The organism is Planktothrix serta PCC 8927, assembly GCF_900010725.2.
GTDB lineage: Bacteria > Cyanobacteriota > Cyanobacteriia > Cyanobacteriales > Microcoleaceae > Planktothrix > Planktothrix serta.
Window position 1 is genome coordinate 232,280 of sequence record NZ_LR734878.1, and the last position, 23,947, is coordinate 256,226.

General features: G+C 40.6%; 21 protein-coding genes and 1 tRNA gene. 12 read left to right on the forward strand and 10 right to left on the reverse strand.

Annotated elements, in window-relative coordinates; genetic code table 11:
• The first annotated feature begins 47 nt into the window (after positions 1-47).
• The 4 genes from PL8927_RS20525 to PL8927_RS20540 all read left to right on the forward strand — a co-directional run bounded on the left by PL8927_RS20525 (position 48) and on the right by PL8927_RS20540 (position 7,347).
• A complete protein-coding gene (locus PL8927_RS20525; protein ID WP_083625285.1) occupies positions 48-3,989 on the forward strand; it encodes an Eco57I restriction-modification methylase domain-containing protein in 3,942 nt (1,313 codons plus the stop codon).
• A 183-nt stretch (positions 3,990-4,172) separates the two neighbouring features.
• Positions 4,173-4,766, forward strand: coding sequence for a Uma2 family endonuclease (locus PL8927_RS20530; protein ID WP_083625288.1), 594 nt, complete (start codon positions 4,173-4,175; stop codon positions 4,764-4,766).
• Positions 4,767-5,191: 425 nt separating this feature from the next.
• A complete protein-coding gene (locus PL8927_RS20535; protein ID WP_083625290.1) occupies positions 5,192-6,373 on the forward strand; it encodes a HetZ-related protein in 1,182 nt (393 codons plus the stop codon).
• A gap of 206 nt (positions 6,374-6,579) precedes the next feature.
• Entirely contained in the window at positions 6,580-7,347 is a 768-nt protein-coding gene (locus tag PL8927_RS20540; RefSeq protein WP_231506081.1) for a PHP domain-containing protein, read from the forward strand.
• Between the two features lie 304 nt (positions 7,348-7,651).
• Here PL8927_RS20540 and PL8927_RS20545 read toward each other — a convergent pair whose 3' ends face one another.
• From PL8927_RS20545 to PL8927_RS20565, 5 genes are all read right to left on the reverse strand, one after another.
• A complete protein-coding gene (locus tag PL8927_RS20545) occupies positions 7,652-8,389 on the reverse strand; it encodes a response regulator transcription factor (protein WP_083625292.1) in 738 nt (245 codons plus the stop codon).
• 183 nt (positions 8,390-8,572) lie between these two features.
• Complete coding sequence (gene argH / locus PL8927_RS20550; protein WP_083625294.1) at positions 8,573-9,967, reverse strand: argininosuccinate lyase; 1,395 nt, start codon at positions 9,965-9,967, stop codon at positions 8,573-8,575.
• Between the two features lie 92 nt (positions 9,968-10,059).
• Positions 10,060-10,626 (reverse strand): Uma2 family endonuclease, encoded by a 567-nt coding sequence (locus PL8927_RS20555; protein WP_083625296.1) that lies wholly within the window; start codon positions 10,624-10,626, stop codon positions 10,060-10,062.
• Between the two features lie 46 nt (positions 10,627-10,672).
• The gene (mazG, locus tag PL8927_RS20560; protein WP_083625298.1) at positions 10,673-11,497 is read right to left on the reverse strand and encodes a nucleoside triphosphate pyrophosphohydrolase; all 825 of its coding nucleotides are present in this window, start codon (positions 11,495-11,497) and stop codon (positions 10,673-10,675) included.
• Positions 11,498-11,539: 42 nt separating this feature from the next.
• On the reverse strand, positions 11,540-12,211 hold the full coding sequence (locus PL8927_RS20565; protein WP_083625300.1) for a metal-binding protein: 672 nt from the start codon (positions 12,209-12,211) through the stop codon (positions 11,540-11,542).
• 76 nt (positions 12,212-12,287) lie between these two features.
• Between PL8927_RS20565 and PL8927_RS20570 the strand changes: the two genes are divergently transcribed.
• Positions 12,288-12,359 (forward strand) — tRNA-Val (locus PL8927_RS20570).
• Between the two features lie 47 nt (positions 12,360-12,406).
• Here PL8927_RS20570 and PL8927_RS20575 read toward each other — a convergent pair.
• Positions 12,407-12,793: a DUF2203 domain-containing protein gene (locus tag PL8927_RS20575; protein ID WP_083625302.1), complete on the reverse strand. Its 387-nt coding sequence runs from the start codon at positions 12,791-12,793 to the stop codon at positions 12,407-12,409.
• Positions 12,794-12,882: 89 nt separating this feature from the next.
• Here PL8927_RS20575 and PL8927_RS20580 point away from each other — a divergent pair, with 89 nt between their 5' ends.
• On the forward strand, positions 12,883-13,161 hold the full coding sequence (locus PL8927_RS20580) for a DUF6439 family protein (RefSeq protein ID WP_083625304.1): 279 nt from the start codon (positions 12,883-12,885) through the stop codon (positions 13,159-13,161).
• A gap of 137 nt (positions 13,162-13,298) precedes the next feature.
• On the opposite strand, the gene PL8927_RS20585 is transcribed toward PL8927_RS20580, so the two are convergent.
• Positions 13,299-13,781 carry an ATP-binding protein gene (locus tag PL8927_RS20585; protein WP_083625306.1) on the reverse strand — a complete coding sequence of 161 codons (483 nt, stop codon included), beginning with the start codon at positions 13,779-13,781 and terminating at the stop codon, positions 13,299-13,301.
• Between the two features lie 411 nt (positions 13,782-14,192).
• Between PL8927_RS20585 and PL8927_RS20590 the strand changes: the two genes are divergently transcribed.
• The gene (locus tag PL8927_RS20590; RefSeq protein ID WP_083625308.1) at positions 14,193-15,089 is read left to right on the forward strand and encodes an alpha/beta fold hydrolase; all 897 of its coding nucleotides are present in this window, start codon (positions 14,193-14,195) and stop codon (positions 15,087-15,089) included.
• A 109-nt stretch (positions 15,090-15,198) separates the two neighbouring features.
• Here the strand turns inward: PL8927_RS20590 and PL8927_RS20595 are convergent, their stop codons facing one another.
• Both PL8927_RS20595 and ppsA read right to left on the reverse strand, forming a co-directional pair.
• Positions 15,199-15,501, reverse strand: coding sequence for a (2Fe-2S) ferredoxin domain-containing protein (locus tag PL8927_RS20595; protein ID WP_083625434.1), 303 nt, complete (start codon positions 15,499-15,501; stop codon positions 15,199-15,201).
• Between the two features lie 223 nt (positions 15,502-15,724).
• Complete coding sequence (ppsA, locus tag PL8927_RS20600) at positions 15,725-18,172, reverse strand: phosphoenolpyruvate synthase (protein WP_083625310.1); 2,448 nt, start codon at positions 18,170-18,172, stop codon at positions 15,725-15,727.
• Positions 18,173-18,546: 374 nt separating this feature from the next.
• On the opposite strand from ppsA, the gene PL8927_RS20605 reads away from it, so the two are divergent.
• From PL8927_RS20605 to coaBC, 5 genes are all read left to right on the forward strand, one after another.
• Positions 18,547-18,939: a winged helix-turn-helix transcriptional regulator gene (locus PL8927_RS20605; protein ID WP_083625315.1), complete on the forward strand. Its 393-nt coding sequence runs from the start codon at positions 18,547-18,549 to the stop codon at positions 18,937-18,939.
• Positions 18,940-19,198: 259 nt separating this feature from the next.
• Positions 19,199-20,488, forward strand: a complete 1,290-nt coding sequence (locus PL8927_RS20610) for a Glu/Leu/Phe/Val family dehydrogenase (RefSeq protein ID WP_083625317.1) — start codon at positions 19,199-19,201, stop codon at positions 20,486-20,488.
• Positions 20,489-21,101: 613 nt separating this feature from the next.
• A complete protein-coding gene (locus tag PL8927_RS20615) occupies positions 21,102-21,734 on the forward strand; it encodes an alpha/beta hydrolase (RefSeq protein ID WP_083625319.1) in 633 nt (210 codons plus the stop codon).
• Positions 21,735-21,812: 78 nt separating this feature from the next.
• Positions 21,813-22,025 carry a protein IsiD gene (gene isiD, locus PL8927_RS20620; RefSeq protein ID WP_083625321.1) on the forward strand — a complete coding sequence of 71 codons (213 nt, stop codon included), beginning with the start codon at positions 21,813-21,815 and terminating at the stop codon, positions 22,023-22,025.
• A gap of 38 nt (positions 22,026-22,063) precedes the next feature.
• Entirely contained in the window at positions 22,064-23,347 is a 1,284-nt protein-coding gene (gene coaBC, locus PL8927_RS20625; RefSeq protein ID WP_083625322.1) for a bifunctional phosphopantothenoylcysteine decarboxylase/phosphopantothenate--cysteine ligase CoaBC, read from the forward strand.
• Here the strand turns inward: coaBC and PL8927_RS20630 are convergent.
• Positions 23,307-23,936, reverse strand: a complete 630-nt coding sequence (locus PL8927_RS20630) for a Uma2 family endonuclease (protein WP_083625323.1) — start codon at positions 23,934-23,936, stop codon at positions 23,307-23,309. The two genes, coaBC and PL8927_RS20630, sit on opposite strands and share 41 nt — an antisense overlap.
• Positions 23,937-23,947 lie beyond the last annotated feature (11 nt).

The window sequence follows — 23,947 nt, forward strand, 5'->3', positions numbered from 1 at the left end:
AAACAGTTGACAAAAATAACGAATACTGCTATATCGGAGGTAATATTGTGACTGAGGGACAAAAAACTAATAAACCCCTATTTTCTCAGCATTATTTAGAGCATCGCCTTCAGGACTGTCCAGAATGGCAAATTGACGTGACTGAGGGGTTTAAGCAGTTAAAAAATCTCTATCAGTCCAAACAAGATTTATTACCGACGTTGAGTGAAGCGCAAACGGAGGATTTATTAATTCAACCGATATTAGAAATTTTAGGATGGAGTTATATTCCTCAAGTCACAATTCGGGCAAAAGGTCGCGCCGAACGTCCTGATTATGCTTTATTTAACAATCAAATAGAACGGGATCAAGCCTATCGTTTACAAACTGATGAAACCGCGTTTTATTCTAGGGTAATTGCGATCGCAGAAGCTAAATATTGGCAACGTCCTTTAAGTAAAGTTTCGGCTAACGATCAACGGGATATTTATAAAAATACTAACCCATCCTTTCAGATTGCTAACTATTTAATGGGGACGGGAGTAGATTGGGGAATTTTAACCAATGGTCGAGAATGGCGACTCTATTATCGTCAAGCTTCTTCCAAAGCAACGGAATTTTATCAAGTCGATTTACTAGAGCTTTTATCAGCAGAAAATTTAGATCAATTGAAATATTTTTGGTTATTTTTTCGTCAGGAAGCCTTTGTTAAAGACTCCCAAGGACGTAATTTTTTAGAACGGGTACGCGAAGGAAGTACCACATACTCAACGCGAGTGGGGAATGAGTTAAAAGCCTTAGTATTTGAGCGGATATTTCCTAATTTAGCCGGAGGTTTTGTTGCAGATGCAACTCGACGGGGACAACCTGTAACATCAGAACAGGTTTATGAAGCGACTCTATCCTTTCTTTATAAGTTGTTATTTTTGCTTTATGCTGAAGCCAGAAATCTGCTCCCAATTCAGGGCGATTATCGAGATTATAGCTTGATTCAATTAACAAAAGAAGTCGCTGAAGGTCTTGATCGTCAGAAGAAGTTAAGCCAAACTTCAACGGGAATGTATGATAAATTATTAAATTTATTTCAAATTGTTGATCGAGGCGATCGCGGCTTAGAAGTTCCTCGATATAATGGAGGTTTATTTCATTTTAATTTTAGTCAAACTGAAGATCAATTAGACTATCCTGCTAATAATTTTTTATCTCAATTTAAACTATCTGATGCAGTATTAGCCCCTATTTTAGACTTATTAGCGCGATTTGAAGGACAACCGATTGATTATAGTTTTTTAGGCGTGCGACAGTTGGGGTCAATTTATGAAGGGTTATTAGAATATCGAGTAATTATTGAAGACGCGCTGACGGGAAATGTTTATTTAGAAAATGATAAAGGCGATCGCAAAGCAACGGGCTCTTATTACACCCCTGATTATATCGTTAAATACATTGTTAGTCATACTTTAAAACCCATTTTAGAACAGCGATCGCAACGATTTTCTGAACTGATGGCGCAAATTGAGCAACTGCAAAATCAATTGCAAGATCAACGCTTAGGACAACAAAGTTTAAACGGATTAAACAAGGATTTAAAACGCTTACAGCGAGACGCACAAACCACTTTACTCGATATAAAAATTTGTGACCCAGCAATGGGAAGCGGTCACTTTTTAGTTGAAGCAGTGGATTATTTAACCGATGAACTTATTCGTATTTTATCCCAATATCCCGAACAAAATCCAGTTTTAGAAATGCTCGATCAAACCCGTCAAAGCATTTTAGACAATTTAGAACAACAGGGAATTACCATTAATCCCGATAGACTAGAGCCCACTCAATTATTACAACGGGTGGTGATGAAACGTTGTATTTATGGGGTGGATTTAAACTCGATGGCGGTAGAATTAGCCAAGGTTAGTTTATGGCTACATTCCTTTACAATAGGTGCGCCTCTAAGTTTTTTAGACCATCATTTACGCTGTGGAAATTCATTAATTGGGATAACTGCGAGGGAAGCAGAAGTAAAAATGGCAGCCGATGAAATCGGACAGTTAAATTTACTAACGGGGCCATTTGTGGGGTTATTAAAAGCGGCTGAAATTATGCGAGGGGTGAGTGTTTTGAGTGATGCTACTTTTGCTGAAGTTGAACAAAGTGAAAAATTATTTCGGTCTTTTGATCAAGCTGCAAAACCTTATAAACGGTTATTAGATATTTATGTTTCTCAGTTTTTTGGAATTAAACAAGCTAAGAATTTTTTAGAGAGATTTGGTACTATAGCAATTACGGCTAATCCCAATCAGATGAACAAAGCAGATGCAGCCATTTATGAGGAGGCGCAAAAACTCAGTTCTGAAAAACGGTTTTTCCATTGGGATTTGGAATTTCCAGAAGTATTTATTGATTTAGAAAATGCCAGTTGGAAAGAAAAGGCAGGGTTTGATGTAGTAGTTGGAAATCCACCTTATGATGAATTATCTGAAGTAGCTCTTGGTAGAGTCATTGATGAGAAATCTTTTATCGATCACACAGACCTATATCGGGAAGCAAGAGCTTTTAGAGTGAATTTATACCGACTTTTTATAGCTTGTGCGATAGATAAAACCAAAGCAAATGGTTATCAAGGTTTTATTGTGCCAATGTCACTTCTTGGGGATCACTTTACCTCCGATCTAAGGCGTAAAATTTTAACAACAACAAATCTTATCAGTATTGAAGCTTTTCCTCAGAAAGACGATCCTCGAAATCGTGTTTTTTATGAAGCAAAACTCTCAACTTGCGTATATGTTTTATCCAAGCAAAAACTTAGTAATAAGTTTAAAATCAGAACCCATTTGGGTAAAGAGATAATCGACAGTTCTCCGTCATACTACGCCAAACCCGAAGAAATAGCAGAGTTTGATCCATACAACCTTTCTATACCAACAGTCAATGAAAGATCTTGGAAGCTGGCTATACAACTTCGTGAAAATAAAAAATTATGTCTGTTTAAAAAGATTGGTTCACCCTGTCCAGGTGAAATTATGTTTAATAAACAATTTAGAACTTTTCTATCTGATCATCCGCCTGGAGACTTAGTGCTTCGGGGTGCACACATAGGTCGATATGAATTCTATGACCTACCCAAGCAGGGGGAACCAGTTTATCTTGATAAACAATGCTTTCTTGCTGAACGCGGAAAGAATCAAGATGCAAAAGCCTATGATCATTTGAAAAGAAGGATAGGATATCAACGAGGTTCGGCAATTGACAACTATCGAAGAATCATTGCAACGATAATAGAACCGGGATTTTTTTTCTCTGATACTATTGCCTATTTCGTAGATATAAAGTACAATATTTATACAGTGCTTGGCTTATTAAACTCTAAATTAGCAGAATGGAGATTTAATTTGACAAGTACCACAAATCATGTCAATACTTATGAGATAGATGTGATTCCTATCCCTGAAATTCTATTCACAACTCCAACAGATCGCCGCCAAAAATCCCTAGAAAATGCGATCGCACTTTATAACCAATATCAAACCAATGGCAACCCCGAACCCATTTTATCCCAAATTGATAATCACCTTAATCAAAAACCCGAAGAAGCCGATATAATTCACGATTTGTTAGCCTATTTAGCCGAACAAATGATCGAACTCAACAAACAAAAGCAAGCAGAAATCAAAAGCTTTTTGCAATGGTTAGAACGCTTCATTGGTTGCCCAATTGACAGTTTAACCAATAAATCTAAAATTCAGAATTATTTAGGAGACTATTACAAAAACGAACCCCATATCAGCTTTGATGAATTAATTTCTGTGTTAAATAAAAACAAAAAGAAAATCAAAATTGATCCGGTTGCCCGAAAACAACAACAAACTTTAGAACAGGAATATCAAGACAGTTTAAACACCCTATTCCCCCTCAAAACCCAGTTAATCAGATGTGATCAACTCATAGATGCGATCGTTTATAAACTCTATGGATTAACAGAAGAAGAAATTGCTATTGTAGAAGGAAGATGAGCTAAATCAATACTTGAATCTCGTCCCTAGACAGGAGCCTCGGAATGCCAAGAAAAGGCTCTGTATTCTATTAATATAAGGACGGTCGGCACAGCCTCTAAAATAGCACTTTTTCCCTGTTCCCTGTTCCCTGTTCCCTGTTCCCTGTTCCCTGTTCCCTGTTTACTAATGAGGTAAAACTTTATGATCGCTCAAATTGAAAAACAAGACCATAAAACCATTGAACAATACCTAGAATTAGAACTCAATTCTCAAGAACGCCATGAATATATAGATGGAAAAATTGTTAGTATGACAGGGGGAACCCCCAATCATAACAAAATTGCAGGTAATTTTTATGCAGCTTTAAATTTTGCCCTTAAACGTCAACCTTATCAGGTATTTTTTACCGACCAACGCCTCTGGATTCCTCAAAAACAAATTTATACTTATCCAGATGTTATGATCATTCCAGGAGAATTACAATTTCAAGAAGGCAGAAAAGACACTTTAACGAATCCAACATTAATCGCTGAAGTCCTCTCTAAATCTACAGAAGGATATGATCGAGGAGACAAATTTCATGCTTATCGAACTCTCTCCACCTTCCAAGAATATCTTTTAATTGATCAATATCATCACCACGTTGAACAATTCACGAAAACCGATAACGGCAAATGGTTACTCTCCGAATATGAAGGCGAAACGGCCACCTTATCCCTCGCCTCAGTTGGCTTTGAAATTTCCCTAGCGGATATTTACGATAAAGTCGATTTTACCTTGATAGATCAACAGTAGGTAGATTTGCCGAATCAGAATAAACACCAAGACACAGAGACACCAAGAATACTTTGTGTCTTCGGGGTTTTAGAGAACCCCAGGAACTCCCTATTACAGTGTCTCTTCTTTAGATTCAGGTAGCCAGTTGTCAAACTGGTCTATTGATATTATCGACAACCCCAGCAAAATTAGGTGTGATCAAGAGAAATAAAACAGGGTTGTAATACCGATTAAATAAAGCTTTCAGGGTGATGCACAATGGCTTGACGTAGAGGAATGAACAAAGGCATCTACACAGTTACCTCAGAGAGTGGAACATTATTGTCACTACTTCAAAAAGGCTGCTTCTACTATTCAAAGTGTAGAGAGTTGAATCAGGAAACACCAAACCGCCTTTGGCTCTCCGCCTTCTGTACACCGTGCTTTACCCCAGGACATCCATCATGTTTGCACAAGATATTTCTATTCAAGATTCTCAAGTTAGCCTCAATTCTATTAATCCTCAAGCTTTAGCTCAATTGTTATTACAAGAATTGCAAACAACCGTCAAAACCCTTCCGGCTAGTGGTCGGACGGTGACACTGCGGATAGCGTTAGAAGTCGAACGTATTTGTGAAAAAAGCAACCGCATTCAAAATTCTGGCGAAGTGCAAACTTGGCAGTTAAGTTTAGCTCGTCATCGCTTGCAAAAATGCTTAGAATATTACAAACTCGGTTCTCGCCAAGGCCGTGTGGAACTGCATTCTAACTTAGCCGCAATGGTGTACCGTCACGTTGCTTCCTTTGAGTCTCAATTAAGCTTCCAAGCTCGTTACAATTTAATTGAAGATTTTCTGCAAGGGTTTTATGTCGAGTGTTTACGGGCTTTTCGTCGGGAACATCAAATGGAAGCCGACTACACCCCCCGCACCCGTTTAGAATTAGCGGAATACATGGCTTTTACCGAACAGTATGCTAAACGTCAAATTGGTTTACCCGGTCGCAACCGTCAACGGTTAATTGTATTACGCGCCCAAAGTTTTGCCAAAGGTCAACCTCCCGAAACTTCTATGGATATTGAGTTAGCCGTTGAAGGAGGTAAAACCGAAGAAGCAGAAGCTCAAAGTCGGACATCGGCGATGCAGCAAATTCGGGAAAAAATGGTATCTGAAACCCCCGACCCCGCAGAAAGTGTTTTACGCGATCGCGTCATTGCTGAACTGGTTCAATATTTAGAATCTCAAGGACAGACTGATTGTGTCAAATACTTAACCTTGAAAATGCAAGATCTGCAAGCTTGTGATATTGATAAAGCCATGGGGTTAACCGCCCGTCAACGGGACTATCTGCAACAACGGTTTAAATACCATGTTGAAAAATTCGCCCGCTCTACCAACTGGAAACTCGTCCATGAATGGTTAGGGGCTGATATTAACCAAAAATTGGGGATGAATAGTCAACAATGGGAAACCTTCCAAGCTCAATTATCCGCCGAGCAACAAACGTTACTGCAACTCAAAGCAACTCAAGAAAGTGATAAAGCGATCGCTTCTACCCTCAAATGTACCCCCAAACAAGTGCAAAAACGTTGGGCTAAACTCCTCGACATGGCTTTTAACTTCCGCAACACCGAGGCGTTAGCATAATGGGGTCTCAAATATTAGGAGCAGGTGAGGTAGGGGCTTGTGTCCCTTCTCGCCCTCAACCTTCAATATCATTAACACCCTGTTCCCTATTTCCTTATATAAGAATTTTAAATCAAAAATCAGTCAATCTTAATGCTGTCTTGTCGCAACTTCCGAGTAAATTCGATACAGTAGATTATAGTAACAGTTTATTAAGATTAAGACGTATGAGTGTTAATCTAACTTCAGCTTCTGAACTTTTGTCGAGGTGGTTTCACATCCAGACCGGATATGTGAAATCATCACTATTGATACCCCCTGCCCAAGATAGGTTAGCACTGCAACAGGTCTTTCAAACCTTGAATGCCAGAAGTTGCCCTCAGTCCTATAACTTTCACCTGCATACCCGACGTTCAGATGGTCAACTGGAACCGGATGAAGTCATGCAACAGGTGATGGAAATTGGATTAAAAGGACTCGCTATTACCGATCACCATACAACTCAAGGGTACAAAGAAGCCCAACATTGGTTAGACCAGTGGAAACAAAACCATCCCGAACTTGCTAATACAGCACCTCAGTTATGGACAGGGGCGGAAATTAATGCTCAGTTATTGGGTGTCGATGTCCATATTCTCGGTTATGCTTTTGATCCTGATGCAGCTTGTCTACAACCCTATCTGCAAGGTGACACGACTTTTTTGAGAACAGAGGCCTATTATGCTGAAAACGTGATAGCTGCTATCCAAGAAGCAGGAGGGTTAGCCGTTTTAGCCCATCCAGCCCGGTATCGTCGTCCTGTCAATGAAGTTATTACAGAAGCGGCTCGGTTAGGAATGGATGGCATTGAAGTATATTATGCCTATCGCCATACGATCCCTTGGTTACCTACCGCAGAAATCGTCAACCCAGTTAAACAGTTAACCGATAGCTATGGTTTACTAAATACCTGTGGTACAGACACTCATGGTCGTGATGTATTACTTCGGACTTAAGTGATGATGGCAGTTCCACAATGAATAACTCAGTCTTTCTATTCATCATGCTTAAATTTATCCTTCCTCGTAGTGAAAGTTAAACTCCACCTTTGAGGATCATCATTGCTAAAATTCCGATCATAAAAAGAAAAAACAGAACAGTCATCCCGATAGATTTTTGTTCCGGTTCAGTTGAGGGCTTAGAAACTTTGATCATAAGTAAGAATGATAAGCTCTACTCTATTAAAGTAACAGATCCCTATAACTCTTGAGGCTAAATCCTTATAAATTGTAAGTTTATGTAACCTTTCTTCAATATTCCCTATTCAGTTAAACCGTGTTCAAGAGCATAACGCACTAATTCTGTTCGACTATTCGTTCCCGTTTTGGTAAATAAGCGACTGACATATTTCTCCACGTTACGAACGCTGGTTTCTAAATTACGGGCTATTTCTTTATTCATTAATCCTTTAGCAACTAAATCTAAAACACTTTGCTCACGCGGCGTTAAATCAATTTTAATTGGGGGTGGTGTTTGATGAATTCCACTTTTCCCTTTTAACATATTTTCAATTCGCGCAATTTGACCTGCTAAGGTGGCAATATCTGGGCTTCCATCCCCTGTACTACTGCGAAGGGCGGCTTGTCTTGCTAATAAATTTTTGACAATTACCACTAATTCTTCTGGGTCAAAGGGTTTTGATAAATAGGCATCACATCCAGCTTGATACCCTTGAATGCGATCGCTTTTCATGCCTTTAGCCGTTAGAAAAACAACGGGTAAGGCTTTGAAACGAGGATCTTCCCGCATTTGTTGTAAAAATTGATAACCATCAACTCCCGGCATCATAATATCACTAATCACTAAATCCGGGAGATTTTGTTGTAACAGTTCCCACCCTTGTTTGGCATTACTGGCCACATCAACGGTGAAGTTACTATCTTCTAAATAAGCTTGTACCGCTTCTCGCAGTCCAGGTTCATCGTCCACTAATAACAATCTAGCGGGAACTGGGGAGAATTCAGCCTCAGATGCAGGAGGATTGATTGAACTCGACATCAGATTGACCTAAATTTAACGTTTTTTTCACTGTAGCGAAATTTTTAATGGAATTATATCTGCTAAAAGGACGGTTTTTACTCCCTTAGCCCTACTTGACAAAATTATAAAATTGTGTATTTGGAGAGAGCGATCGCTTATTTTCTGGATCTGCGATCGCTCCTCCTGGTCTTCAAAACAATATTAACAATTACTCAACCGTTGACGGGCATTTTCTAACGCTTGTTTGACTTGGTTAAACCCTGTTCCTCCATAACTATTTCGAGCAGAAACCACTTGACGAGGTGCGATCGCGTCATAAATATCCGCCTGAAATTGAGGATGTAATTCTTGCCATTCTTCTAACGTTAAATCCTTGAGTAATTTCCCCGCTTCTAAACAAGTTCTGACCACTTTTCCCACTAAATTATAAGCCTCACGAAAAGGAATTCCTCGCGCGGCTAAATAATCTGCCACATCCGTTGCATTCGAGAAATCTTCAGCCACCGCTTCCGCTAAACGACTAGAGCGAAATTCTATCCCTTCTTCCATTAAAATCGTCATCGATTCTAAACTCCCTTTCACCGTTTTAACCGCATCAAATAGAGCTTCTTTATCCTCTTGTAAATCTTTATTATAGGCTAAAGGTAATCCTTTCATCACCACTAATAACCCTTGTAAATGCCCAAACACCCGCCCAGTTTTCCCCCGCACCAATTCAGGAATATCCGGGTTTTTTTTCTGTGGCATAATACTCGAACCCGTTGAACAGCTATCAGTTAAAGTAACAAAACTAAATTCCTGAGAAGCCCAAAGGGTAATTTCTTCCGCTAAACGGCTCAAATGTACCATAATTAAACTTGCAGCCGATAAAAATTCTATCGCCCAATCTCGATCACTGACCCCATCTAAACTATTAGCATAAACCTGACCAAACCCTAATAATTCAGCACTATAATGGCGATCAATCGGAAAAGTCGTTCCCGCTAAAGCACCACTTCCTAACGGACAAATATCCACCCGTTTATAGACATCTCCTAAGCGTTCCCAGTCGCGGTTTGTCATTTCCACATAAGCCAATAAATGATGGGCTAAACTCAGAGGTTGCGCCCGTTGCAGATGGGTATAACCGGGAATAAAAGTTTCAACATTTGTTTCCGCTAAATTTAATAATACTCGTTGAAAACTAACTAATTGTTGACGAATTTGTTGAATTTGATCTCGTAAATATAAACGGGTATCTGTTCCCACTTGATCATTCCGAGATCGAGCCGTATGGAGTTTTTTTCCCACATCTCCGACTAATTCCGTTAAACGACGTTCAACCGCAAAATGAACATCTTCAGCATCAACACCTGGGTTAAAGTTTCCGTCCCGATATTCTTGACGAATTTGTTCTAAACCAGAAACCAGTTTTTCGGCTTCTTCGGGGCTAATAATTCCAGTTTTTGCTAACATTTTAGCATGGGCAACTGATCCGGTTAAATCATATTCAATCAGTTGGATATCAAAACCAATACTAGCGTTAAACTCTGCAATAGCAGGATGCAGGGATTTTTCAAACCGTTGACTCCAGGTTTTTGAGTTCGTTGTTGTCATATTTGGGCTTTTTCTGATTCTCTGTCAACTGTACATAGTCAAGCGTCTTATGGGAACCCCAAAAAGTTCATGATGAACAGAAAGGGAATCGATCAACTATTCAGAAGATCTTGAACCGTCAATGCTAATTCTGGGAACAGGGGGGAGGTAATCTGATCCAATCCAGTAAACACCTGTTCTGTGTAAAACCCCTCTTCACCCAGAACTCGCACCGTCAGATTAGGGACTGAGCAATTCCAATCGACTGTCCAATATTCGGGAACTCCCAAAGATTGATACTCAGCCAGCTTATCCTTAATGTCTATATCTCGATAGTCAGGGCTAATCACCTCAATTGCTAACAAAGGTGGAGTATAAAGAATTGCTGATGTTTGTTCGATTTCAATTTTCTGTTGTTCACTAATTACAGAAACATCAGGACGACGGGTTCTAATACCCGTAAAAAATTCAATTCCATTGGGTCTAGCATGACAGGGATATTGTTTCCGCTTAATTTCTAAAAATAGACAGACCAAGAGTAGGGTAATAATCGCTTCATGTTTACCTGTTGCTGGAGGCATCTCAACTAATTCTCCCTCAACAAATTCATATCGTCGTTCTGTTCCATCATGGTAATTCAGATATTCCTCAAACGTCAATTTTACGTCAGTTTTTGTCATGGTTTATTACCTCAACTTTGTTCCACCCTATCCTAAGTTTATCAACTTATTTATTGGCTAAAATAGCTTTAGCTTTTTGCCAGAGGGCATCTAATTCTTCTAAACTATATTCTGAGAAAGGGCGATCGCAAGCTTCCTCAACTTTTGATAACCGTTGAATAAAGCGATGATTGGTTTCTTGTAATCCCACATAAGGATCTAAATCATACCAACGGGCTAAATTAATTAAGACAAATAAAATATCCCCTAATTCGGCTTGTTGATGGGCTTTATCTGATCCTTGAAGGGCTTCTTTAAATTCGCCAACTTCTTCTTCAAATTTATCCCAAACTCCCTCAACATTATCCCATTCAAAGCCAATATCTGCCGCTTTTTTAGATATTTTCATCCCGGCCATAATTGGGGGTAATTGTCGAGCATATCGGCTTAATTTAGAACTAAAAGTTTGGGTTTTAGGTGTTTCTCCTTGTTCATTGGCTTTAATTTCTTCCCAATTTTGCCGAACTTCTTCCACACTATTAACTTCCACATCTCCAAAAACATGAGGATGGCGACGAATTAATTTTTCAGTAATATTATTAGCCACTTCTGCCATTGAAAACTGTTGAGATTCACTAGCAATTTGAGCTTGTAAAATTACTTGTAATAATAAATCCCCTAATTCATCAACAATCGCCTTTTGATCCCCACTACGAATGGCATCAACTACTTCATAAGCTTCTTCAATAATATAAGGAATTAACGTTTCTGGAGTTTGTTCTAAATCCCAAGGACATCCCCCTTCTGGCGATCGCAATTTTGCCACCACATCAATTAAATTTTGCAAGGCGATTAAATTGGGTGTCAAAGTGATATTGTCTGCTGTGTTCATTTCAAATACCTCTATTGTGATGCAAAAACGGGGTGAAAGGATTTATTTTTTAGGGCGACGGGAAGATTTTTTAGGCGTTGTTGAATTCTGCTTTTGACGTTTGGGTTTAGTCGCAGGAAGTTCTACGGAGGAAGTTTCAGAAACTTGGCGTTTGCGTTTTTTAGATGGGGGAGGATCAAGAGTAGGACTGTTGTTTTTTCCCGTTTTTAGCCATTTTCTAAACTCTTTATATAAAGAGTTAGACCAATCACTAAAGGAATGGCTCATCGCCCCCATTTCTAATCCTAAATAAATGGCGATACATTCTCTGGGATGGTTGGAAAGAGCTTGACTAATATTTTGAGCAATTTCTAACGGTTTCCAGGGAAGTAACCCGAAATATTCGGCTATTAGTCCCCCCAAAAGTCCGACAAGACCGATACCCCCTCCTAAATAAAGAATCCTTAAAGCTGTCCCAATAAATGGCCCATGAGATAAAAACGAGCGATGACGTAAACTATTTTGATAGGGAACCCAGAAACAGCGCAACATTCCCCACCGTTGAAACTGTCGGGAGTCAATATCTAAATCGGGGCCAAACATTAACCCACTAAAGAGGAAACTCCCCGTCACCAGAAATGTTAAGTGACTGCTGCGAGTTTGGCTAAACGTCAAACCTGCAATCAACGGTAAGCTCCACAGGGTAATACGGTCGTGGGTTTGACCTGATGGCATGGGGTAGGATGATTAATCATTGAAAATAGGGTTGTGATTCTAAAAGTTTATGTTATAATCAGTAAATGTGTTAATCGGGCGGTTAACTCAGCGGTAGAGTGCTTCCCTTACAAGGAAGAGGCCACAAGTTCGAATCTTGTACCGCCCATTAAAATTGAAAAACTTGTATGCTTTGCTGTACAAGAGTTGTTATATTTAACTCCCAGAACAGGATTTTAATACCCAACCGATCACAATTCCTAACCCCCCAAAACGAACCGCTTGCCAAAAAGGTTCCTTAAAACTTCCCCAAGTCACTAACCGACTTTCTAAATTAAATTCTAGGGTTTCTAACTGCGTTTTTAACTGGTTTAATTCGTCTTTCAATTGTTGCGATTTCGTTTGACGAATTTGAGGGATAACTTCATCAATGCGGTTTTTTAATTCGATTTGACGTTGCTCGTCCCGTTGAATTTGGGCTAATCGGGCTTTAAGATCAATCAGAGATTGTTCAACCTCTGCTAACTCCTGTTCAATATCTTGATTTCCATCCTGATCAGAATTATTCGTTGATGGTGGTTGAGACGATGGTTTGCTTGACATAATATTAAAAGACCGAATTCAACCCACAACAGCAATTATTATTTATGACTAACCTCAATTCCACAACTCCTGATCTTTCTGACCACAAGATGAGTCCACCCACGGCTAGTCTTAGCGAGTATAGCACATTAGAACTCGCCCAAGCTCTGGCGGAACGGTTAGCAATTCCCGAACGAGACTGGCACCGCCTCAAATCTAACCGCAATGCTCGCGCTGGGGAACATTTAGCGGCAGCGTTAGTCTTTTTACTCAAAAATCAGCCCAAAGAAGTGATCCCTCGGTTAAATCAGGCAGTTGGCTGGCTGGAACGCTTAATTAGTGCTCCTCCTTGTCCCACTCATGGAACAACTCAAAAAAAACAGTCGTAAGCATCAAAAACTTACGCTAAAATGGGGAGTTGAAATAGAGGGATGCCCGATGAAAATACAGAGATAATTTAAAATAAATGAACTCTCAACTCCCCATGAATAAGGTGATTTGGACTGATTTTAACTTCTTAAAAGCCTTACCAATCCTGTTGATGTCCATAGGATGTTGCCATTTTCTTACATAACGTCAGTTCTGTTCCCGTTCGATTCCATTGCACACGATCAAAGATTTGATAAAGAATGTACAAACCTCGTCCGCATTCATGATCATCATGGGGTAAATCAGAATCTTGGGTTTCTGTTTCGGGTTCATAATCAGCCTCGTCCTGCAATTGACATTCACAAGGGGGTTTAAAACCACAACCCTGATCTGATATAATCCACCAGCAATGATCTTGAATTAGACTAAAGCGGACGACGACTGTTTTACTCGGGTCTAGCTTGTTGCCATGCTTGGCAGCGTTGACAAGTGCTTCTTGTAGTCCAAGGCGAATTTCGGCTTGCAACGAGTCTGGAATGTCAGACAGAAGCAAGTCCAAAACTGGACAGAGATACAAGGTAGAAGCAAAGCTAATGGTGACCCAGTTTCGTTTAACCGGACGCGATGTTAAAGCAATCACACGGAAAACTCCCTGGCAACGTGGTGGATAAACCTCACACCCGGCATAGTGATCAATTCTCTCCTTCTGTGGAATTTTTTCGGTGGGTGAGCGTGAGTACCCGTTCATTCATTAGATTACCAAAAGAATAAGAGAAAACACAATTAATTTGGAAAAATAGTGTATTTTCTTTGTATTATACTTGAATTACAAACAAGCTCAACCCTAGAGAAATCAAGGGATTTTGAAGAAAACAGGCTAAGAGAAGACTTGGAATTGAAATGTTGCTGAGAATGATAAAACAACTTTTCTGAGTTTATCCTAATGGATGAAAATTAGTAGCTATTGATACAGACGACTAAATAATCAGCTAGATCTCTGTTGTTTTTGTTAATATTATTAATGTAAATTAATATTTCTTCATAAAACGACATGATCACAACCCCAAACCTCACCTCTGAAGTGATCCCTGGACAATATTGGCAGTGGCGGGATCAGTTAATTTACTATGTTCATGAAGGTGAACGTCACCCTCAGCGTCCCCCATTACTCCTGGTTCATGGGTTTGGAGCCTCAACGGATCACTGGCGTAAAACGATACAAGGGTTACAAGCGGATTTTGAAGTCTGGGCGATCGATTTGTTGGGGTTTGGTCGTTCGGCAAAACCCAATGAACAATATAGCGGTCAACTGTGGCGAGATCAACTCCACGACTTCATTACAGAGGTGATCGGTCAACCTGTAATTTTAGCCGGAAATTCGTTAGGGGGGTATGCGTCCCTTTGTGTTGCGGCCCAATGTCCCTCAACCGCCAAAGGTGTGATTTTACTCAATAGTGCGGGGCCATTTACGGAGACCGATCCCCGTCCCGAACCCCCCCTATGGAAAAAAGCGGTTTCTGTTACCATGCGATCGCTATTTCGTCAAGAGTGGGTGAGTTTTTTAATTTTCCAATGGACAAAACGCCGTTCTATTATTCGCAAAACCCTACTCAAAGTCTATCTTGATCCCCATGCTGTTACCGATCAATTAGTAGAAGATATTTATCGTCCCTCCTGTGATCTCGGTGCGGCGCAGGTATTTGCTTCGGTATTCAAAAGTCCTCAAGGGGAAAAAGTGGATGTGTTGTTAAATCAGTTAACCTGTCCTCTATTATTAATTTGGGGAGAAGGTGATCCTTGGATGAAATGTCGAGAACGCAGTCGCAAGTTTCATCAATATTATCCCCAATTAAAAGAATATTTTTTGAATGCGGGTCATTGTCCCCATGATGAAGTTCCTGAACAAGTTAATGATATTATTCGGTCTTGGGTTTTAGAACAAGTTTAACAGTCAAAGTCCCCCTTTTTAAGGGGGATTTAGGGGGATCATATCTGTAGCGTAATCATAAATTTTCGGCAAATTTTAACCCGTTGTTGCGATTCATCGCAACAACGGGTTAAGAATATTGATATCGCGGATGAATGCGGGGGTTTAGTTTATCTTCGACGGGTTCGCCGTGTTTGAGATGTTGTTCAATAATCAGGGGCACATCTCCCGGCTTAACCCGATAATACCAAACTTCATCGGGAGTCACTCGCACCGTCGGGCCAATATTACATTGACCTTGACAACCGCAGGCTTCTATTGTGACTCCCGGAATTTTAAGATTTTGAAAAGCGTCCAGAACTTCTAGAGAACCCTGTCGCCGACAAGACTGATGTTGACAAATTAACACACAACGATGAGGTTGAGTTTCCATAAATAAATATTTAATTTCAATCAAAAACTAACAATTAACTCCATCTATAATTTAACTTAAAACAACTCCGAAGATCAAAGTTAGTGTTTACAAATTCTTTGTGTCTTTGTGTCTTTGTGGTTAAATTAGCTATAAATTATTTGAGTGCGTGCGCGTTGATGGAGCACCCGACAAAAAACTGCTTTAGGATTAATCCTAAAGCAGTTGTTAACTTACACCACTTTTAAACCTGTTGACTCACTCTTTGGGAGGCTTCCATCTCAGCAATATCCAAAGTTGTCCTCAACACCGAATCTGGATTTAAACTGATGGAATCTATTCCTAATTCCACTAAGAAACGCGCAAATTCAGGATAATCACTCGGCGCTTGACCACAAATTCCAATTTTACGATTGTAGGCTTTAACGGTTGCGATCGCCATTTCAATCATCCGTTTCACTGCTTCATCTCGTTCGTCAAAAATATGGGCTACCAAAGCAGAATCTCGATCTAATCCTAACGTTAATTGCGTTAAATCATTCGAGCCAATTGAGAAGCCATCAAACACTTGACAAAACTCATCCGCCATTAAAACATTACTCGGTAATTCACACATCACATAGACTTGTAACCCCTGTTGACCCCGAACTAACCCGTGTTTTGCCATTTCTGCTAATACTTTTTGTCCTTCTTCCGGTGTCCGACAAAATGGAATCATCGGGATCACATTGGCTAATCCCATTTCATTTCTGACCCGTTTTAAAGCTTGACATTCTAACGCAAATGCTGCTTGATATTTCGGATCATAATATCGGGAAGCACCTCGCCAACCAATCATCGGATTTTCTTCAATGGGTTCAAATTGCCGACCCCCCAATAAATTCGCGTATTCATTACTTTTGAAATCACTCATCCGCACAACAACAGGATTAGGATAAAATGCCGCCGCAATCATACTAATTCCGTGAGCCAGTTTATCTACAAAGAAATCCGGTTTATGATCATAAAGTTCCGTTAATTGGGCAATTTGTTGTTTAACGGCTTCATCTTGTAATTGATCAAAATGGATTAAGGCTAAGGGGTGAGTTTGGATGTGATTCGCAATAATAAATTCTAACCGAGCTAACCCGACACCATCATTGGGAATGGCCGACAATTTAAACGCTTCTTCCGGGTTTCCCACGTTCATCAATATTTTAGTTTTGGTTTTGGGAAGATGGTCTAAAACCGTTTCTTCAACCATAAAAGCAACTAACCCTTGATAAACTTTTCCTTCTTCCCCTTCCGCACAGGAAACCGTAACTTGATCGCCCGTATTTAAGACTTCCGTTGCATTTATAGAGCCAACAATTGCCGGAATTCCTAACTCCCGTGCAATAATCGCCGCGTGACAAGTTCTGCCCCCAGAATTGGTAATAATTGCACTGGCTTTTTTCATAATCGGTTCCCAGTCGGGGTCAGTTTTATGGGTGACTAAGACATCTCCCGCTTGAAACTGATCCATATTTTTAACACTGGTCATCACCCGGACTTTTCCCTGTCCAATTTTATCCCCAACTGCCCGACCTCTCAATAATACTCGACCTTTGCCTTGTAATTTATAATGTTGTAATACCCGTCCTGTTTTTTGAGATTGTACCGTTTCTGGACGAGCTTGAACAATAAATAACTCTCCCGTCAAGCCATCTTTTGCCCATTCAATATCCATCGGAGAATAGCATTGTCGCACTTGAGAATAGTGATCTTCGATCATCACTGTCCATTGGGCTAATTTCAGAATTTCATCCTCGGAGAGGGCATATTTTTTCTGTTCAGAAATCGGAACTTCTACGTTTTTGGTTTTCTGTCCGAGTTCATACACCATTTTAATCGCTTTTGTGCCTAAGCGTTTCTCTAAAATAGGTTTGAATCCTTCGCGTAATGTCGGTTTAAAGACGAGATATTCATCGGGATTGACAGCACCTTGAACTACATTTTCTCCTAACCCGTAAGCAGCCGTAATTAAGGCAGCATTTTTAAATCCAGTTTCGGTATCAATGGAGAACATTACCCCCGATGTGGCTAAATCAGAACGTACCATTTTTTGAATACCGACGGAGAGGGCAATATTAAAATGATCAAACCCTTTTAGGGTACGATAGGAAATAGCGCGATCGGTAAAAAGGGAGGCAAAACAATAACGAGTTGCATCTAAAACCGCTTTTGCTCCTTTGATATTTAAGTAGGTTTCTTGTTGACCTGCAAAACTAGCATCGGGTAAGTCTTCGGCGGTTGCAGATGAACGCACGGCGACATCGGTATTTTGACCATAGCGATCGCTAAGTTTTTGATAGGCTGATACAATTTCTGTTTCTAATTTAGGGGGGAATAAGGTATTTAAAATCAGCGATCGCGCTTGTTGACCGCAAAGACGAAGATTTTTAATATCTTCCACATCTAAACCCGCAAATAATTGTCTTAATTGTTGTTCTAAATTGGCATAAGTGATGAAATACCAATAAGCATAAGAGGTAATCGCAAACCCGTGAGGAACATTAATTCCTTTGGGTTGTAACTGTTGAATCATTTCTCCTAGGGAGGCATTTTTTCCTCCCACTAAACCAATATCCTCAATTCCCACTTGATCAAACCAGAGAATTAAAGATTGTTCTTTATATTGAGATAAGGGCTTAAACGGTAAGGTTTTTAACATGGTTTAAATAACTCCAAACGCAACTGACTATCTAATGCTTAGATAGGGTTTATGTACTTTTATTGCAAAATAAGTCTATTGAGATTAAAGGCGAGTTTCTTCTGCCTTTAAACAGAGTTAGTGTTTCCTCTAAAATATGAAAATCCTTGATCCCCAAGCTTTAAACGTCGAGTTCAATTTTGTTTTAGCTGGAGATCAGGGGGTGGCTGACTTAATTCTTGGCTGTGAATTGCTCCTACTTTTATCTTATTGCGTCTGTTGGAAATCGACATCCCTCTTGGTAGAATAGTCTTAGTTACTTAATGGAAAGAATGGCGACAAATCGGCTTCTGAGAGATATTTTAAAAAACATTAAGTTTTTTTAGGAGGCACGAATGAAAGTTAAGGAATGTTACAAAACGACAGAGGTATGGGACAGCAACCAATGTCTTGACATGATTTGTCCGATTGAGTTCATCTTGGAATTAATCGGAACAAAGTGGTCAATCTCCATCCTCCGCGAGTTATTTCGAGGAAATCAACGCACCCATGAATTATTAGAAGCGTTACCCGGTATCAGTACCAAAACCTTGACCGTCCGGTTGCGGGAGTTGGAAAAACACGGGTTAATCAGCCGTAAGGTCTATGCTGAAATTCCTCCGCGTGTAGAATATTCCCTGACCGAAAAGGGATTAGAACTTCAACCTGTTTTAGTGGCTTTGAAGCAAGTTGGAGAACAGTGGTTACAAGACAGTCATTGTGTTTGTCCATTAGAACTTAGTGTCTAAAGACGGTTTAGGGGCGCGGAGTTTTGCAATTCCCTATCACTCATAAACGTAAAATTCTGTAACAATTATTACAAATTTAACCTTTTCTTCGGGATCACAGGTTAGGCTACAGATATAGCAGTCGCCAAGGCAGTTAGGACATAGATTGATTCTAAAACCTAAACAGAGAACTCTTTTCCAGCCTGTTCCCTGTTCCCTGTTCCCTGTTCCCTGCTATAAAGACAAATTCAGCTATCTGATCTCAATAGGAGGTCTGCAAATGGTATCCTCTCCTGTCAGAATCAATCCGGCACCGACTCCGGCTTATATTTGTCCCTACGATCGCACCTGTAGCTATTTGGGACAAGCGGCTGTTGAATTAAATCTTGATGACAATATATTGGTGGTGTTACAACAACCCCGCAAAGTCGTCACCGTCTCCATTCCCGTAAAACTCGATAACGGCAAAGTCGAGGTTTTAGCCGGACATCGCGTACAACATTGTGATGTACTTGGCCCTTATAAAGGCGGTTTACGCTATCATCCTTCGGTGAACTTGGGAGAACTCTCCGCCTTAGCCATGTTAATGACCTGGAAATGTGCCTTAATCAGCATTCCCTACGGGGGTGCTAAAGGTGGCATTGGCTTTGACCCGCATCAATATAGTATTAATGAGTTAGAACGGATCACCCGTCGTTATGCCAGTGAACTGATCAAAGATATTGGGCCAGAAACCGATATTCCAGCCCCAGATGTGGGAACATCTTCCCGTGAAATGGCCTGGATTATGGATACTTATTCGATGAATATGGGGCGTGCGGTGCTAGGGGTTGTGACCGGGAAACCGTTATCTGTGGGAGGTTCAAAAGGACGAGATATGGCAACCGGACGGGGTGTAATGATTACCGTGCGGGAAGCTTTAGCAGAAATGGGCAAAACCCTTGAAGGTGTAGCCATTGTAATTCAAGGCTTCGGGAAAGTTGGCGCGGCGGCGGCTCAATTGTTTTATGAAGAGGGCGCGACGGTCTTAGCAGTTTCCAATGTATCTGGCGGGATCTATTCGGAAAATGGCTTAGATATTCCAGCCCTGCAAGCCTACGCTGCCCACAACAATCATAGTATAGCGGGATTTCCCGATAGTGAACCGATTAGCAATGCGGAATTATTAACCTTAGCTTGTGATGTTTTGATTCCGGCGGCAATGGAAGATCAAATTACAGAGGAAAATGCTGATCAAATTCAAGCGAAAATGATTGCTGAAGCGGCTAATGCACCGATTACATTATTAGCTGATCAAATGTTAGAAGCGCGAGGAATTATCGTTTTACCCGATATTTTAGCCAACGCTGGAGGCGTGGTTGTCAGTTATTTGGAATGGGTGCAAGGTCAATCTTTTGTCTTCTGGGATGAAGAACGAGTGAATCATGAGATGGAAAACTTGATGGTACGCGCTTATGCTCGTGTGAGTGAACGCGCCAAACTCCGGGGCGTTTCCCTGCGATTAGCAGCTTATACGTTAGGCGTTGGTCGTGTCGCTCAAGCGTTAATGGATCGGGGTTTGTATCCTTAATTCGTTGACGCTGGGTGAAAGCGATCGCCAGGATTTCCTATTACAATTAACCGTAGGGTGCGTAAGGCTTCGCCGCACGCACCATCTGTAATAAAAGAATGCGATCGCTAATCAATTTTCTCGATGGCTGTAGGGTGCGTAAAGCTTCGCCGCACGCACCATCTGTAATAAAAGAATGCGATCGCTAATCAATTTTCTCGATGGCTGTAGGGTGCGTAAAGCTTCGCCACACGCACCATCTGTAATAAAAGAATGCGATCGCTAATCAATTTTCTCGATGGCTGTAGGGTGCGTAAAGCTTCGCCGCACGCACCATCTGTATAAATTTTGGGCTGATCGAGCGATCTTGTATTGTATATTTCTACCCTAAAAGATGGTGCGTGCGCGTTGATGGAGCACCCTACAATTGATTTGATTTTAGCGATAGAAACGGTGTCATTGGGGAAGCAAACTACTACCGAAAGTATTGAAGCCCAGAGAAAGAAAAAAACAAGCACCTGGACAGATGATTGCAGGTGGTTTTAACCCTTCTTGATCGAATTTTATCCTAGACTGAGTTTTCAATCTCCCATGTTATTTTATAAACCAGGAATGTTAAAAATCTATTGCAATCATGGCCTTAAAATTTATCTCCATTCCACCGGAGACCAGAAAACCTCCTCAAGGGTTAATCGTAATCATGCACGGTTGGGGCGCTAATGCCGAGGATCTGACCTCCCTGGCTCCAATGCTGCGTTTACCTGAATATCAATTTATTTTTCCACAAGCTCCCTTTCCCCATCCTCAAGCTCCAGTGGGGCGGGCGTGGTATGCTTTAGAAACCCCTGAATATGAAGGATTAGCGGAAACTCAGCAGCAGGTCAAGGAATGGCTAGAATCCTTAGAAGCGAGTACAGGTGTTCCCCTATCCCAAACAATTTTAGGCGGATTTTCCCAAGGGGGGGCGATGGCCCTCGATGTGGGTCGTTTTTTTCCGTTGGCGGGTTTAATTGTGTTAAGTGGTTATTTACATTTTTCCCCTGAACCTTTAGATCATCCTTTACCTCCGGTGTTAATGGTGCATGGAAAACAAGATCCGGTTGTTCCTGTAGAAGCAGCCCAGCAAGCCAGAGATGTCTTTCAACAGTTAGGGGCTGATGTTCAGTATCAAGAATTTAATATGGGTCACGAAATTCGGCCAGAGGTTTTAGGATTAATCAGAAGTTTTGTGATCGATACAATACCGAAATTAACCGAATGCCCTTAGTATAGAAATGGGGGATTAATTAATTAGAACCCTGCTTGTCATGCTCAAAGCAAATGCAATTCACGGGAGGTGTAACTCATGGAAACCTTGACTCGATCCTCACCGCAGATTTCATCTCTAACAGCCGATGATGTTGCACAACTGGCTTCACGTCTGGAACAAGATGATTATAACAATCCCTTTGAAGGACTTAATGATTGGCATTTGTTACGAGCGATCGCGTTTCAACGTCCAGAGCTAGTGGAACCTTATGTTCACTTGCTCGATCTTGAAGCCTATGATGAAGCGTAACCCTTGAATTAGTCTGTAAGTTTCAATTAGATTAACCGATGAGAATAATTTCACCTCCCACCTTTGAGAAGCGGATTCTAATTGGAATCAGTGGAGGCATTGCAGCTTATAAAGTCTGTGAAATTGTTTCAAATTTAGCCAAAGCTGGGGCTGATGTTCGGGTGATTTTGACCGACTCAGCCCAACATTTTATTACTCCCTTAACTTTTGCAACTCTCTCTCGTGATTCGGCTTATACCGATCAAGAATTTTGGCAATCAACTCACGGACGCCCTTTACATATTCAATTAGGGGAATGGGCTGATGTTTTTTTAATTGCTCCTCTGACCGCCAATACTTTAGGGAAATTAGCCACAGGATTAGCCGATAATTTACTCACAAATACGGTTTTAGCTTCTAGTTGTCCAGTGTTAATCGCTCCAGCAATGAATCGAGAAATGTGGAAACAAGTGGCGGTACAACGCAATTGGCAAACTCTATTACTTGATCCTCGATTTCAAGGAATTACCCCGACTTCGGGAATTCTTGCTTGTGATCTTCCCGCTACAAAAACAGCCAATTCCTATAGAGAAGGGGCGGGAAGGATGGCTGAACCTCAACAGATTTTAGCTCATCTCGATTCGTTATTGCACACCCAAGGAAAGCGGGATTTAATAGGAAAACAAATATTAATTAGTGCGGGTGGCACTAGAGAACATCTTGATCCGGTGCGGTTTATTGGCAATCCATCAACGGGTAAAATGGGATTGGCAGTGGTGCAAGCCGCAATTCATCGGGGGGCGTCGGTGACGTTAGTACATGGCCCCATGAATACGGAATTAGTGGCTACTTTGCCCGAAGTAGAGTTAATTCCCGTGATCAGTGGCGAGGAAATGTATCAGGAAATGATACAACGATTTCCCCAAGCCGATATTACGGTGATGGCGGCGGCGGTGGGAGATGTTAAACCTGCTTTTTATAGTGAGGATAAATTACCGAAGCGCCTTTTACCCACAGAACTGCCATTACAACATATCGTTGATATTGTAGCACAATTGGGCAAAATGAAACAACCCCACCAACAATTAATCGGGTTTGCGGCACAAACTGGGGAAATTTTAAAGCCTGCTCAAGATAAATTAGAGCAAAAAAATTTAGATGCAATTGTTGCAAATCCGATTGATTTACCGGATTCTGGATTTGGAACAGAAACCAATCAAGCGATATTTTTAAGTCGTCAAGGACGTAAATTAGAAATTGCGGCTTGTACTAAGTTGCAATTAGCCCATCAATTATTTGATTTTATAGGGAAAGAGCAACAATCTGCTCTAGGGATAAGTTGAACTGGGGAAAGGTCGCGGAAATAATCGTCATGTTTTCGGTAAATGGATTCATCTGATATTCTCCATCGACCAAAGTACAAACAAAAAGTGTGGGTTGTTTAGGATTACCGATGAACTTTCTTGGCCCTAATGCGGCATAATCAAAAATCCAATATTCTTCAATCCCCATTTCTTCATAATCTCGAAGTTTGTTATAATAATCGTCACGCCAGTTTGTTGAAACTACTTCAACGATTAATTTAACTGAATCAGGATTTTGGATAATTGATTCATTTTCCCATCGAGGTTCAACCTTGATAACTTCTTGATTCAAAACAATAATATCTGGTTCATAACCGGATTGTTCCCGTTTGGGTTTGACAATCGATTCTCTAGGAATAGTCCAAATACCGCCTTTACCCATTTGCCTAATTATTATTAATAATTGCTCAATCAGGGAACCTGTTAGATTGGAATGTTTTCCCTTTGGCTTAGGCATTTTGATAATGACTCCTTCATGCAGTTCGTAACGGACAGCAGAGTTTTCAGGATACCATTCGATAAATTCATCAAAGCTGTAGAGTTTGGGTTCGGTTTGGGCTTGAGTCATAGTTTTTTTAG

Excerpts from the sequence above, each read along its gene's own strand:
- PL8927_RS20580 (WP_083625304.1), top strand. The coding sequence starts at position 12,883 with ATGAGTCCACCCACGGCTAGTCTTAGCGAGTATAGCACATTAGAACTC.
- isiD (WP_083625321.1), top strand. The coding sequence starts at position 21,813 with ATGGAAACCTTGACTCGATCCTCACCGCAGATTTCATCTCTAACAGCC.
- PL8927_RS20565 (WP_083625300.1), bottom strand. The coding sequence starts at position 12,211 with ATGCCATCAGGTCAAACCCACGACCGTATTACCCTGTGGAGCTTACCG.
- PL8927_RS20555 (WP_083625296.1), bottom strand. The coding sequence starts at position 10,626 with ATGACAAAAACTGACGTAAAATTGACGTTTGAGGAATATCTGAATTAC.
- PL8927_RS20610 (WP_083625317.1), top strand. The coding sequence starts at position 19,199 with ATGGTATCCTCTCCTGTCAGAATCAATCCGGCACCGACTCCGGCTTAT.
- PL8927_RS20605 (WP_083625315.1), top strand. The coding sequence starts at position 18,547 with ATGAAAGTTAAGGAATGTTACAAAACGACAGAGGTATGGGACAGCAAC.
- mazG (WP_083625298.1), bottom strand. The coding sequence starts at position 11,497 with ATGAACACAGCAGACAATATCACTTTGACACCCAATTTAATCGCCTTG.
- PL8927_RS20545 (WP_083625292.1), bottom strand. The coding sequence starts at position 8,389 with ATGTCGAGTTCAATCAATCCTCCTGCATCTGAGGCTGAATTCTCCCCA.
- PL8927_RS20590 (WP_083625308.1), top strand. The coding sequence starts at position 14,193 with ATGATCACAACCCCAAACCTCACCTCTGAAGTGATCCCTGGACAATAT.
- PL8927_RS20530 (WP_083625288.1), top strand. The coding sequence starts at position 4,173 with ATGATCGCTCAAATTGAAAAACAAGACCATAAAACCATTGAACAATAC.
- ppsA (WP_083625310.1), bottom strand. The coding sequence starts at position 18,172 with ATGTTAAAAACCTTACCGTTTAAGCCCTTATCTCAATATAAAGAACAA.
- PL8927_RS20535 (WP_083625290.1), top strand. The coding sequence starts at position 5,192 with ATGTTTGCACAAGATATTTCTATTCAAGATTCTCAAGTTAGCCTCAAT.
- coaBC (WP_083625322.1), top strand. The coding sequence starts at position 22,064 with ATGAGAATAATTTCACCTCCCACCTTTGAGAAGCGGATTCTAATTGGA.
- argH (WP_083625294.1), bottom strand. The coding sequence starts at position 9,967 with ATGACAACAACGAACTCAAAAACCTGGAGTCAACGGTTTGAAAAATCC.
- PL8927_RS20575 (WP_083625302.1), bottom strand. The coding sequence starts at position 12,793 with ATGTCAAGCAAACCATCGTCTCAACCACCATCAACGAATAATTCTGAT.
- PL8927_RS20540 (WP_231506081.1), top strand. The coding sequence starts at position 6,580 with ATGAGTGTTAATCTAACTTCAGCTTCTGAACTTTTGTCGAGGTGGTTT.
- PL8927_RS20595 (WP_083625434.1), bottom strand. The coding sequence starts at position 15,501 with ATGGAAACTCAACCTCATCGTTGTGTGTTAATTTGTCAACATCAGTCT.
- PL8927_RS20615 (WP_083625319.1), top strand. The coding sequence starts at position 21,102 with ATGGCCTTAAAATTTATCTCCATTCCACCGGAGACCAGAAAACCTCCT.
- PL8927_RS20630 (WP_083625323.1), bottom strand. The coding sequence starts at position 23,936 with ATGACTCAAGCCCAAACCGAACCCAAACTCTACAGCTTTGATGAATTT.